The organism is Pseudarthrobacter sp. WHRI 8279 (assembly GCF_040224115.2).
GTDB lineage: Bacteria > Actinomycetota > Actinomycetes > Actinomycetales > Micrococcaceae > Arthrobacter.
Window position 1 is genome coordinate 3,452,472 of record NZ_CP168162.1, and the last position, 11,885, is coordinate 3,464,356.

Below are 11,885 nucleotides of genomic sequence, written 5' to 3' on the forward strand. Positions count from 1 at the left end.
TCAGATGGATTCCGAGTAGGCGGGACGGCGGTCAGCGGCGGGAGAGGGTTCGGCGACGGCGGCCAGCTCAGCGTCGATGTCCGTGACGTCGTCGAGGTGGACAGGGTCCTCCGACGGCATGGGTTCAACCGTTTCGCCATTGAAGACGCGGCGGGCGCGGTCTGCATCCAGGGTGCGGTCCCACCAAGCGATGAACAGGGTGGCGACGGCGTTGCCGGTGAAGTTCACCAGGGCGCGGCACTCGGACATGAACTTGTCGATGCCGAAGATGAGCATGATGCCGGCGGCCGGGATGGTGCCGAGGGTGGTCAGCGTAGCGGTTAGGGCGATGAACCCGCCGCCGGCAACGCCTGCTGCGCCCTTGGAGGTCAGGAGCATGACGGCCAGGAGACCCAGCTGCTCACCGATGGTCAGGTCCGTGTTGGTTGCCTGGGCGATGTACAGGGCGGCCAGGGAAAGGTAGATCGCCGCGCCGTCAAGGTTGAAGCTGTAGCCCGTGGGAACCACCAGGCCCACAGTCTCTTTCTTGACCCCGGCGTGCTCAAGCTTGCGCATCAGGCCCGGGAGGGCAGGTTCGGCGGTGGAGGTGCCCAGGATGAGCATGTATTCCTCTTTGAGGTGGCGGATCATCTTGAAGATGTTCAGCTTCAGGAAGGCCATGATGGAGCCGAGCACGATCACCACGAAGAGGATGGAGGTGATGTAGAAGAGTGCGATCAGCCCGCCCATGCTGGTCAGCGACGAGACGCCGAACTTGCCCACGGCGTACGCCATGGCGCCGAACGCGCCGATGGGAGCGGCCTTCATGATGAAGCCCAGGATCTTGAACATCACCCCGGTCAGGCGCTGCACACCGTCGAGGACGGGTGCGCCCACCTTGCCCATGGCGTTCAGGGCGATGCCGAAAATCACGGCGATGAAGATGATCTGGAGGATGTTGCCCTCGACGAACGGGGCAGCCATGCTTTCCGGAATGATCTTGGTCAGGAACTGCCACCACTCCTGGTTCGCGCCGGCATCGATCAGCTTTGCGGCGGATTCGGAGGTCTCGATGCTGTCCGCGTCCGCATTCACGCCGTCGCCCAGCCGGAAGAGGTTGATGGCCACCAGGCCGAAAATCATTGCCAGGATTGTGCCCACCTGGAAGTAGGTCAGGGCCTTCAGGCCTGTCATGCCCACCTTTTTCAGGTCCGCGACGCTGGCGATGCCGCCGACGATGGTCAGGAACACGATGGGGCCGATGAGCATCTTCATCGCGTCCACGAAGGTGGTGCCGATCGGTTCCATGGCGACGCCGACACTGGGTGCGAGCCAGCCGACGAGGATACCGACGACGATCGCCGTCAGGACCCAGAAGTACAGTTGCCGGTACAGGGGCGTTTTGGGGGCCGCGTTCTTGGCTCCTGTGGCGCTGCCGGCGGTGGTGATGTGATCCATATTCCTACCTCGTTGTAGTGGAAGTTTCTGATGTAGATGGGCATGGCGGAGTGGGCGGCGAAATGCTGCACACCGCCGCCCACTCCGGGCGTTTGCTTCCGCCGGATGTCCCCGGCTGCCTGTGTCCTGGCTAGACCGTCGCCAGGGTGTTCGTCAGCGCCTTGATGATTGCATCGGTGAGGTCAGCGGTGTTGGCGTTACCGCCGACGTCGCGCGTCAGGTAGCCGGCGGCGGTGGTCTGCTCAATGGCGGCTTCAACCTTGCGGGCTTCCTCGTGGAGGCCGAAGTGGTCCAGCATCAGGGCGGCACTGGCGATTGCGCCGATCGGGTTGCTGATGCCCTGGCCGGCGATGTCCGGCGCAGAGCCGTGCACGGGTTCGAACATGGACGGGAAGCGGCGCTCCGGGTTCAGGTTGGCGCTCGCAGCGAGGCCCAGGCTGCCGGCCAGTGCGGAACCCAGGTCCGAAAGGATGTCAGCGTTCAGGTTTGAGGCGACAACGACGGACAGTTCCTCCGGCTTGAGGATGAACTTCGCGCTCATCGCGTCTACCAGGACGCTCTCCGTCTGCACGTCAGGGTAATCCAGGGCCACGCGGTTGAAGACTTCGTCCCACAGGACCATGCCGTACTGCTGGGCGTTGGACTTGGTGACCGAGGAAACCTTCTTCACGGTGCGGGTCCGGGCAAGGTCGAACGCGAAGCGCATGATGCGCTCGCAGCCCTTCTCGGTGAACAGTGCCGTCTGCAGGGCCACCTCGTTGCCCGGTCCGCGGCCGCTCAGGTTCCGGCCGCCGAGGCCCGCGTATTCACCCTCGCTGTTCTCGCGCACAACCACCCAGTCGAGCTCGGTGTTGTCGGCCTTGCGGAGCGGGGACTCGATGCCGGGAAGGAACCTCACGGGGCGGATGTTGGCCCACTGGTCGAAGTTCTGGGTGATGTTCAGGCGCAATCCCCAGAGGCTGATGTGGTCCGGAACGTTTTCCCAGCCCACTGCGCCGAAGTAAATGGCGTCGAAGTTCTTCAAAGTCTCCAGGCCGTCGTCGGCCATCATTTTGCCGGTTTCGGCGTAGTACCCGCAGCCCCAGGGGAACTCTGTCCATTCAAACGCGAACTTTCCGTTGGAGTTCTCGGCCAGGGCGTCCAGGACGCGGCGTCCTGCAGAAACGACTTCCTTGCCCACACCGTCTGCGGGGATTGAAGCGATGCTGAATTTCTGGGTGGCGCTCATATGCCTACCTCCTCGTTGAGTGTTGGCAGTGCTCTGTTGCTCGAGTCACACTGTTCTTCCTCTTCAAGTAGACGGCCTGCTCCTGCGGGGCGTCCAAGACCAGGTTTCGATACGCCACATAGGCTTGGCCTATCGATGCCGGGAAGTGGTTTCGCTTTCCGGGCCGGGCGAGGCGTGGCGCTGCGCCACGGCAAGGAAGGCCTGGGCTGCCGGCGTCAGGTCTTCCTTGCGGCTGAGGATCGCAACGTCCAGGTGGGAGACCGGTTCAATCAGCAGGGTCCTGAGCCCGGACTTGTGGGCAAGGGGAGCCCAGGATGAGGGCATGACGGCGTGGCCCACCCCGGCGAGAACCAGCGGCAGGATGGACGTCCGGTGGGCGACCTCCACAACGATTTCGGTTTTGACGCCGTGTGCCAGTGCATCGTCAACCAGCCAGCGCATCAGGGACCCGCGCTGGCTGGCAATCAAGCGATGCCCGCCCAGGTCCTCCCGTTGGATCGAATCGCCGGAGGTGAAGCTGTCCGCCTGGGGGTTGACGATGAGGATCAGGGGCTGGCGCTCCAGCTCAAGGACCTGGACTCCCGGCACCCGCACGGGCGTAGGGGAGCCGGCCAGGCCAATCTCCGAACTGCCGGAGCGGACGGATTCAACCACTTCCTCAGGAGTAAAGGCGGCACTGACATTCAGCACAACGGAGGGGTGGAGCTTGGTGAAGTCCGCGATCATGGACGTGAGCGGCTCGATGCCGGGGGAGGGCATGGTGATGATGTCCAAACGCCCGCTGCGGATGCCCCGAAGGGCCTGCACCGCCGACTGCGCAGCATCAAGGTCCCGCATGACCAGTCTGGCCGGGCCCACAAGCTCCTTGCCTGCTTCGCTGAGGACGGCCCTGCGGCCGACGCGGTGGAACAGGGGCACGCCCAGCTCTTTTTCCAGGCCCGCAATCGTCTGGGACAGGGAGGGTTGCGCGATCAGCAAATGCTCCGCTGCCCTGTTGAAGCCGTCGTGGTCCACAACGGCGAGGAAATACTTCAGCTTTCGTGTATCCACGCCGGCTCCTTCAGTGGTTGGGCTTCCGTGCTGCAATCCGCAGATAGCCTATGCCTATCAGGCGCGGCAGGCCGCACGTTTCCTCCCGCACGCAGGACGCGGTGAGGCCCACAGCCGCGCGTCTTGCGTGGCTGTGGGCCTGACGGGTGAATGGTGCGCTAGCCTCCTATCCCTACAACGCCCACCATGACCGGAACGATGCTGATGATCAGGATGGCACCGAGGATGTCAAAGGCGAATCCGGTGCGGACCATGCGGGTGATGGGAACGGTGCCTGAGCCGTAGACGATGGCATTCTGCGGTGTGGAGACCGGCAACATGAACCCGAACGATGCAGCGAAGGTCGCTGCCAGGGCGGGAATAAGGGGGTCCACTCCCATGGCGACGCACAGCGGGATGACAATGGGCACCACGACGGCGGCGGACGCGGTGTTGCTGGTTGTCTCCGAGATGAGGATGGCAAGGACCGCCGAGAATGCGGTGATCGCCACGATGTTGGTAACGCCGAGGTTTGCGGCCGCGGCGTTTCCGATGGTTTCGGCCAGGCCGGTGGAGGAGAGAAGGGCCCCGAAGATGATGCCCGTACCGAACAGGATGATGGTTCCCCAGTCGATCTTGGCGGCGTCCCCCCAGGTCAAGGTTGCGCGGCGTTCCTTCCAGTTGGTGGGAAGGATGAACAGCAGTGACGCGCCGATCACGGCAACGATGCCTTCGTCCAGGCGGTCATCCAGGAACGTGTACAGTTCCGAGTCCGGTCCGGCGATGAGGCTTGCGAAGGCCGGGAGCAGCCACAGGGTGACGGTCAGCCCGAAAGCGATGAGGGTGTTGACCTCGGCCCGGGACATTTTTCCCTGTTGGGCCTTTTGCTCGCGGATGAACTCGTCCACGCCTTCGATCCGGCGGATCTCCGGCTTGTTGAGCAGGAACATGGTGAGTGCCAGCACCACGAACATGGCTGCGCAGATAGGAGCGACAGTGGCTGTCCATTGGACGAAGGAAATCTGGATACCGGTTGCTTCCTCGATGAGGCCGCGGCCGATCAGGTTGGGAGGTGAACCGACAGGCGTCAGGAGACCGCCGACGCTGGCGCCGTAGGCGAGCATCAGCATCAGCGCCGCTCCCACCCGGAGGCGCAGCGGGTCGAAGTCTGCCTTGACCACGCCGCGGTCCTGCATCAGTTTTGCGATGACGGCCAGGATGCCCAGGGCTGTGGGCATCAGCATGGCAACGGTGGCGGTGTTCGAGACGAACGCGGACAGGATGCACGTGATCAACCCGAAGGTGACGATGACGCGGTAGGTGGATTTGGCGACGCCGGGAATGGACAGGACAGCGAAGGCCAGCCGTTGGGCTATGCCGTGCTTGAGCATGGCTGCGGCGAGAATGAAGGCACCGATAAACGTGAAGATGGTTGTGGAGCCGAAGGGCCTCAGCACATCACTGGCGGGTGCCACTCCGAGCAGGACGATGGCGGCGACCCCGATCAGCCCGCCTACGGGGATGGGCACCGGTTCGCAGATCCAGAGGATGATGACGCCCAGCAGGACTGCCGCGAGCAGTTGCTGGGTGTGTTCCATCCCGGTGGGGAGAAGCGCGAAGATGATTGAAACTGCCGGTGCCAGAAAGAATCCAAGGGTCTGCCGGGCACGCTCGAACTTTTCCTCCCGTGGAGAGAGCTTCTGCTCGCTCAGACTCTTGAACGTCTTGCCGCCCAGTAAGGCGGCGCGGACATCAGTCCGTTGAGGGGCAGAACTGGCAGCGGTGGATGCAGTTAGATTGCTGGACATCGTCGTCCTTTCGTCGTAATGGGTTGAACTCACTGTGCCTCCGTGACCGCGGTCACGTCCAAGATGAGTTCCCTACTACTCCGATAGGAAAAACCAATGTAGGCGCAGCTGACTACCCTGCCGATCCGGATAGGTGCCACACCTTCTCTCCCTCCCAGGAAACGGGCGGCGCCCGGCCTAGTCAGAGCCTATGTGTCAGATTGGAATCTAAGGCCTTCGGCAGGTCATGTCCGGAATGTGCGTAAGGCATCCCAATCTGACGCATTTTGCGAGCAAGCCTGACGTCAGGTTGGGGTGTACGTTCCGCGTGCGTGAGGAACCGGGCCGGTGCGCCGGAGGGGCGCACCGGCCCGGTTCCTGGAGGCGGATATTAGCGGCCGTTATATTCGTCGTCGGTGATGTGGGCGCCCCAGGTAGTGGTCTTCGCGGGGTCCTCGCCGTTCTGGAGCATGGCGATGTGTTCCATGAAGCAGCCGGGGGCGGCAGCGTGCCAGTGCTCCTCGCCGGGAGGGGTGTAGAGCGTCTGGCCGGGGTGGACCTCTATGATCGTGCCGTCGCGGCCGCCGAACCGTGCGACACCCTGAGTGACCCGAAGGTACTGGCCGTGCTCGTGGGAATGCCAGGCGGTGCGGGCACCGGGAGCGAACCGGACGGTCGCGACGACCATTGTCTGGCCGGGTTCGTGGGGCAACGCGATCGGGTCGAGCCACACGTCGCCGGCGAACTGGGCCGCCGGGTTTTTCGAGGTGGGCGCGGAGGGTTCGATATTCATGATGTGCCTTACTTGTTGTCCGTGAACAGCTGCTTGGCTACGCTCATCGCACCCATGCCCTTGGGCCAGCCGGCGTAGAGCGTGACGTGGGTGATGGCTTCGATGAGCTCCTCCTGGGTCACGCCGTTCTCGATTGCGCGGCCGAGGTGGAAGCCCAGCTGGTCGGTGTTCCCGCCAGCGGTGAGTACGGCCACGGTGATGAGGCTGCGGTCCCGGGCCGAAAGTTCGGGCCGGTTCCAGACGTCCTCGAAGAGCACGTCGTCGGTGAGCTCGGCAAGCTTAGGAGCGAAGTCACCGAACATCTTCCGGCCGCCTCCGAGCTGCCTGGGCTGGTCTGTCATGATGATCCTTCTTTCGTTTGGAATCTGTAGTGCTCGGTGGTGCGCCTCCACCTGGAACCCGGGGTTGTTAGCATTTCGGATGCGTAGGAGCAGGGAGGCTTCGCGTATAGGGGGAATACGCGAAGCCTTCCAGCTCCTACGCCACTAGGATCTCGGCACTGAAGGTGGGCCTGCAGGTAGGGGAGAGGTCTAGTGAACTGCGGTGATGCAGGGCCTTTGGAGTTTGGAGAATGGCTATGGGAGTAGGTGTCCAGGGCTACCCGGGCTTGGTGAAATACCTACCCCGGTTAGCTGGCTTGTTCCTTTATTTGCTCCAGTGCGGCGTTGAATCCTGGGGGTGTGCTGCTGGAGCCGGCAAGCCGATCCACTTTTATTTCGTTGATGTTCCGGCCCACGACAACTGCCGGGACTGCGGCTGCGAAGCGGTTCTGATAATCCAGTGAGGTGGGGTCTGTGGCGTGGGGGGTGACGCTGACGGCGGTGATGATGTCGTCAGCCAGGGTGACGGTTACTCCGATGGAGGATCCGCGGGTGCCGTAGGGGCCGTCGGCCGTGTACTGGCCGTCGGTGTAATCCAATTCTCCGCTGGGCCTGGCTGTGCTCGGGGTCCCGTTTGTGGCCGGGAAAGCGTCGGTTGGGAGAGTGCCGGTGGGTGCGGTGCACGAGGCGAGGGCCGCTGTGACGGCGAGGCTGGCGGCGGCTGACCCGAGTTTCTTGATCCTGGCTGTCATTGGGTTTCCTCTCAATCTGGTTGCGTTGACATGCTGCCCGTACCGTTCCTTATTTAGGAAGGAGACCGGTGCGGCGGAGCCAGGATTCGATGTCTGCTCCTGCGTCGCGGACTTCCTCGCCTTTGACAGCGAGGCCTTCCCCGATGGCGGCGCCTGGGCAGGAGTCTTCGTAGTCCCGGGCTGTTGTGCCGAGCCCGCTCATTGCATGGGTGGTGACGGGGTGGACGGTTTTACCGGTGAAGTCGTAGCTTTCGGTGAAGGTGGTCATGATCATCGGTGCCCTGACGTTCCAGATGCCGCTGGCCAGGAGCACGGTGTCGTACTGGTCGATGGCGGGCAGCGGGTTGGCGATTGCCGGACGGGCGTCCGTGTCCTGTTCACGGACGTTGCGCGCCACCGTTGCGTCATAACTGTCCGGATACGGGTCAGCGGCCTCGATGCGGTGGACATCGCAGGGGACCAGTGCGCTGATCATGCCGGCGAGCACTTCGGTGTTGCCGACATCGAGGTTTGTCCGGCCACCGTAGTAGTAGTTCTCTCCGGCACGGGAGAAATAGGCCAGCAGAACCCGCCCGCCGTCTTGGCTGCCGCCGTCATTGCTCCGCGACGGGCTTGGATCCGGTGAGGGCACTGTGCCTGTTCCTTCCGGTGTGCAGGCTGTTGTGGCTGCGGTCAGGAGTGCTCCGGTCAGGCCGGCGGCCGCCCCGCGAAGAGCGGACCGCCGGCTAACGACTTGCACTTTATTGGTCATGGTTGTCCCTGAGGTCCCGGGGTTCAGCTGTACCGGCGGGCACCGAGCCAGCTGACCATGGCGGGGTCGCGGTGGTCGAAGAAAAGGCTGGCGTCGGTGTCCAGCACCGTGATTTGGTTCATCTGCTCCTCGGTCAGGGTGAAGCCGAAGACGTCGAAGTTTTGGGCCATCCGTTCGGGCCGGACGGACTTGGGAATGACGACGATGTCGCGCTGAATGAGCCAGCGCAGCACCACCTGGGCGACGGACTTGCCGTGCGCGTCGGCGATAGCGCTGAGGACCGGGTCGGTGAACAGGTTGTTTTTGCCTTCGGCGAACGGCCCCCAGGATTCGATCTGGACGCCATGTTCGCGCATCAGTTCCTGGTCGGCTGCTCGTTGATGGAACGGGTGCGTCTCGATCTGGTTCACGGCGGGGACGATCTCGTTGTGGTGGATGAGGTCTACCAGCCGGTCCTGGTGGAAGTTCGAGACACCGATCGCCCGGGTCAGGCCTTCCTTGTAGAGGTCCTGCATGGCGCGCCATTCGCTGTAGTAGTCCCCGAGCGGCTGGTGGATCAGGTAGAGGTCCAGGTAATCCAGTCCCAGCCGGGTCAGGGAATTCTGAAAGGCCCGCCGACTGTCGTCGTAGACGCTGCCCGTGGGTGCATGCTGGATCCAGAGCTTGGTGGTGATGAAAAGTTCCTCGCGGGCGATGCCGCTGGCCTTGATCGCCGCACCAACGGCGGCCTCGTTGCCGTAGGACGCGGCTGTGTCCAGGTGCCGGTATCCGGCGGCCAGGGCCGCCTCGACAGCGGCCTGGGTTTCCTCGTCGGGGATCTGGAAGACACCAAAACCAAGGATCGGCATTTCGACCCCGTTGTTGAGGATGACATTCTTCATAGGGGTTTCCTTATCGTTGTTCTTGCGTGGTCGGATGAGTTTTGGCATGGGCTGCCTGGTAGTCGTGCTCGTTGACCGCTTCGAGCCACGTTGCGGTCTGCCCGCCGTCGTCGTGTTCGACCAGGGCCAGATGGCACATCAAGCTGTCCCTCGTCGCACCGTGCCAGTGTTCCTCCCCGGCCGGGGTGTGGACGGTGTCTCCAGCCCGCAGGAGGATGACCTCCCCGTCACGGTTTCCGACGAGTCCCATACCGTCGGTGCAGTGCAAAGTCTGGCCAAATGGGTGGGAGTGCCAGTGTGTGCGGGCTCCGGGCGTGAAACGGACCATGGCGGATACCAGTCGTGAGGGCTCCTCACCGGCATGCAGCATGTTGACGTAGACGTCGCCTGTGAAATTTTCGGCAGGCCCCTTGGATGTGGGGCCCGGAACGGCGAGGCGCATAATTACTCCTTTGATCGACGGCTTCGTGAGGGCTAGTGCGTGTCCTGCTGCTGGCGCCCAGGGCGCAGCGCCATGGACACCACCACCAGGATGATGAGCACAGCTGCGGTCACCCCGAGGCTGGCGCGCATGCCGGCCATGAATTCCCCACTGGCCAGTACCGCGCCGAAGATGGCCACACCGAGGGACCCGCCGACTTGCCGCGCGGTGTTGACTACTCCGCTGGCCGTACCGGCCCGTTCCGCGGGAACCTGGTCCAGGACCACGGCGATGATCGACGGGACAGTGAATGAGCCCCCGACGCCGACCGGAATCATGAGCGCTGCGACGAGCAAGACCGGCGCATCCGGCGGCAGGAAACACAGTCCGGCGAGGCCCGCGGCCATGACTACCTGGCCGGCGGCGATCATGGCCGCGTGCCCGTAACGGACCATAAGACGGGCAACCCAGGGGTTCAGGATGGCCACAAGGGCTGTCATCGGCAGGAACAACAGCCCGGTTTCCAGGGCCGAGGAACCGCGTTCCTGCTGGAAGTAGAGGCTTTGAAGGAACACGATGCCGTAGAACGCGGCCATGGTGACCACGGCAATGATCAGCACGGTGGACACAGCCCGTGAGCGGAACAGGTCCAGCGGGATCATCGGGTGCCGGCCCTTGGCCTGAACCCTGATGAACGCGACGACCGACACCGCACAGACGGCGAACATCAGGAGGATCCCGGGACTTCCGTAACCCGCCTCGGCACCTTCGATGATGCCGTAGGTCAGGCTTGCCAGCGCCAGCACAGCGGTGATCTGTCCGGCCCAATCGAACGGTGCCGGGCGGCGGGGTGACGGGGCAACACGAGACAGGACCGCAAGCGCTGCCGCGCCGACGGGCAGGTTGACGAAGAAGATCAGCCGCCAGTCGATCTGCGTGAGAAGGCCGCCGAGTACCGGCCCTGCTGCCGCGGCGACCGAACCTCCCAATCCCCAGTAGACAATGGCGCGGCCACGGGCGGCGGCGTCGTGGTAGGCCTCCCGGATCAGGGCCAGGGAAGCAGGGGTGATCATGGCCGCTCCGATGCCCTGCAGGATTCGTCCGGCGATGAGTGTCGGCAGGGTGGGGCTGAACGCGCAGGCGGCGGAGGCCACGGTGAACAGGATTATGCCCAGGCCGTAGGCCCGCCGGGCGCCGGTCCGGTCGGAGAACGTCCCGGCAAAGAGTTGGAGGGCTGAAAACATCAGCGTGTAGCCGGTGACCACCCACTGCAGGCCTGCTAAGCCGCCGCCAAGGTCACTCCGGATTTCCGGCAGGGCGACGTTGACGATCTGGGCGTCCAGGGCGACGACAAAGAAGCCGAGCATGGCGACCGTCAACGACAGCCGGGGCCGGGCAGCAACTGCCGGGGTGCTGACGGCAGGGACAGGCATGGTGTCCTTCCAAAGCTGGGGAATGGATTTGATTCAATAAAACCAGTCCCCTTCTTTATGTGGGAGTGCCTGCTGTGAGGTGTACTGCCAGTTCCTGTTAGACCGCTCCAGAGCCCCGTAGCGTTGAAGTCATGGACAACAGCACAGACGTCCGCGAGTTCCTGACGAGCCGGCGGTCCCGCATCACCCCGGCCCAGGCGGGGTTGCCCGCCTACGGCGGTACGAGACGGGTGGCCGGACTCAAACGCGAGGAAGTGGCCATGCTCGCCGGCGTCAGTACCGAGTACTACGCCCGGCTGGAACGGGGAAACCTGCGGGGAGTGTCCGATTCGGTCCTTGACTCCCTTGCGCGCACTCTTCAGCTCGACGAGGCGGAACGTGCCCACCTTTTTGAACTGGCAAAGGCGGCAACCCCGTCAACGGGGCCAGGGACGCGGCGGGCCAAGGCAGAACTGCGTCCCAGCGTTCAACGAATCCTGAACGGGATGACAGGCACGCCCGCATACGTCCGGAACTACCGCATGGACATTCTGGCCGCGAACCCGGTGTGCCACGCCCTGTACAACGGGATCCTCTCTCCTGACACCCTGCCCCTGAACCTCGCACGGTTCATGTTCCTCGACGAACGCGCCCCGGATTTCTTTGTCGAGTGGGAGATCATGGCGGACGATACGGCCGCGACGCTCAGGCTGGAAGCGGGCAGGCATCCGCATGACCGGGCCCTGAACGCCCTGATCGGTGACCTCGCCACGGGAAGCACGGAGTTCTCGGTCCGCTGGGCAAGGCATAACGTCCGGTTCCACCGCACCGCCCGGAAGACACTTCGCTGTCCCCTGGTTGGTGAGGTGGAACTGACAGGAGACGCCCTTGACCTCCGCGGCGAAGACCTGATGCTCATCGCCTACACCGCAGAGCCGGGCAGCCATGCCCAGGAACAACTGGACTTCCTCACCAGCTGGAGCATCACCCAGCAGGCACCCGAAAGGGTCGCCTCCAGCGACACGGCCCACCGCAACGACCAGCACAGCTGAATAACCCCCACACAGGTCCCTA

General features: G+C 63.7%; 12 protein-coding genes. 1 reads left to right on the forward strand and 11 read right to left on the reverse strand.

What is annotated here, in order from left to right:
- From dctA to ABRP28_RS15940, 11 genes are all read right to left on the reverse strand, one after another.
- Complete coding sequence (gene dctA / locus ABRP28_RS15890; protein ID WP_350004212.1) at positions 1–1,437, reverse strand: C4-dicarboxylate transporter DctA; 1,437 nt, start codon at positions 1,435–1,437, stop codon at positions 1–3.
- Between the two features lie 130 nt (positions 1,438–1,567).
- On the reverse strand, positions 1,568–2,665 hold the full coding sequence (locus tag ABRP28_RS15895) for a tartrate dehydrogenase (RefSeq protein ID WP_350004213.1): 1,098 nt from the start codon (positions 2,663–2,665) through the stop codon (positions 1,568–1,570).
- Between the two features lie 129 nt (positions 2,666–2,794).
- On the reverse strand, positions 2,795–3,715 hold the full coding sequence (locus ABRP28_RS15900; RefSeq protein ID WP_350004214.1) for a LysR family transcriptional regulator: 921 nt from the start codon (positions 3,713–3,715) through the stop codon (positions 2,795–2,797).
- 158 nt (positions 3,716–3,873) lie between these two features.
- Positions 3,874–5,502, reverse strand: a complete 1,629-nt coding sequence (locus ABRP28_RS15905) for a DASS family sodium-coupled anion symporter (RefSeq protein ID WP_374152869.1) — start codon at positions 5,500–5,502, stop codon at positions 3,874–3,876.
- A 370-nt stretch (positions 5,503–5,872) separates the two neighbouring features.
- Complete coding sequence (locus ABRP28_RS15910; RefSeq protein WP_350004216.1) at positions 5,873–6,274, reverse strand: cupin domain-containing protein; 402 nt, start codon at positions 6,272–6,274, stop codon at positions 5,873–5,875.
- A gap of 8 nt (positions 6,275–6,282) precedes the next feature.
- Positions 6,283–6,615 carry a carboxymuconolactone decarboxylase family protein gene (locus tag ABRP28_RS15915; protein ID WP_350004217.1) on the reverse strand — a complete coding sequence of 111 codons (333 nt, stop codon included), beginning with the start codon at positions 6,613–6,615 and terminating at the stop codon, positions 6,283–6,285.
- Between the two features lie 287 nt (positions 6,616–6,902).
- Positions 6,903–7,346 (reverse strand): hypothetical protein, encoded by a 444-nt coding sequence (locus tag ABRP28_RS15920; protein WP_350004218.1) that lies wholly within the window; start codon positions 7,344–7,346, stop codon positions 6,903–6,905.
- 49 nt (positions 7,347–7,395) lie between these two features.
- Complete coding sequence (locus tag ABRP28_RS15925) at positions 7,396–8,097, reverse strand: flavodoxin (protein ID WP_350004219.1); 702 nt, start codon at positions 8,095–8,097, stop codon at positions 7,396–7,398.
- Positions 8,098–8,120: 23 nt separating this feature from the next.
- On the reverse strand, positions 8,121–8,978 hold the full coding sequence (locus ABRP28_RS15930) for an aldo/keto reductase (protein ID WP_350004220.1): 858 nt from the start codon (positions 8,976–8,978) through the stop codon (positions 8,121–8,123).
- Positions 8,979–8,988: 10 nt separating this feature from the next.
- Positions 8,989–9,420: a cupin domain-containing protein gene (locus ABRP28_RS15935; protein WP_350004221.1), complete on the reverse strand. Its 432-nt coding sequence runs from the start codon at positions 9,418–9,420 to the stop codon at positions 8,989–8,991.
- Between the two features lie 32 nt (positions 9,421–9,452).
- A complete protein-coding gene (locus ABRP28_RS15940; protein WP_350004222.1) occupies positions 9,453–10,832 on the reverse strand; it encodes an MFS transporter in 1,380 nt (459 codons plus the stop codon).
- A gap of 131 nt (positions 10,833–10,963) precedes the next feature.
- On the opposite strand from ABRP28_RS15940, the gene ABRP28_RS15945 reads away from it, so the two are divergent.
- A complete protein-coding gene (locus ABRP28_RS15945) occupies positions 10,964–11,863 on the forward strand; it encodes a helix-turn-helix transcriptional regulator (RefSeq protein ID WP_350004223.1) in 900 nt (299 codons plus the stop codon).
- The last annotated feature ends 22 nt before the right edge of the window (positions 11,864–11,885 follow it).

What these genes read in the sequence shown, in the direction of transcription:
- dctA (WP_350004212.1), bottom strand. Translation starts at nt 1,437, where the DNA reads ATGGATCACATCACCACCGCCGGCAGCGCCACAGGAGCCAAGAACGCG.
- ABRP28_RS15895 (WP_350004213.1), bottom strand. Translation starts at nt 2,665, where the DNA reads ATGAGCGCCACCCAGAAATTCAGCATCGCTTCAATCCCCGCAGACGGT.
- ABRP28_RS15905 (WP_374152869.1), bottom strand. Translation starts at nt 5,502, where the DNA reads ATGTCCAGCAATCTAACTGCATCCACCGCTGCCAGTTCTGCCCCTCAA.
- ABRP28_RS15910 (WP_350004216.1), bottom strand. Translation starts at nt 6,274, where the DNA reads ATGAATATCGAACCCTCCGCGCCCACCTCGAAAAACCCGGCGGCCCAG.
- ABRP28_RS15915 (WP_350004217.1), bottom strand. Translation starts at nt 6,615, where the DNA reads ATGACAGACCAGCCCAGGCAGCTCGGAGGCGGCCGGAAGATGTTCGGT.
- ABRP28_RS15920 (WP_350004218.1), bottom strand. Translation starts at nt 7,346, where the DNA reads ATGACAGCCAGGATCAAGAAACTCGGGTCAGCCGCCGCCAGCCTCGCC.
- ABRP28_RS15925 (WP_350004219.1), bottom strand. Translation starts at nt 8,097, where the DNA reads ATGACCAATAAAGTGCAAGTCGTTAGCCGGCGGTCCGCTCTTCGCGGG.
- ABRP28_RS15930 (WP_350004220.1), bottom strand. Translation starts at nt 8,978, where the DNA reads ATGAAGAATGTCATCCTCAACAACGGGGTCGAAATGCCGATCCTTGGT.
- ABRP28_RS15935 (WP_350004221.1), bottom strand. Translation starts at nt 9,420, where the DNA reads ATGCGCCTCGCCGTTCCGGGCCCCACATCCAAGGGGCCTGCCGAAAAT.
- ABRP28_RS15940 (WP_350004222.1), bottom strand. Translation starts at nt 10,832, where the DNA reads ATGCCTGTCCCTGCCGTCAGCACCCCGGCAGTTGCTGCCCGGCCCCGG.
- ABRP28_RS15945 (WP_350004223.1), top strand. Translation starts at nt 10,964, where the DNA reads ATGGACAACAGCACAGACGTCCGCGAGTTCCTGACGAGCCGGCGGTCC.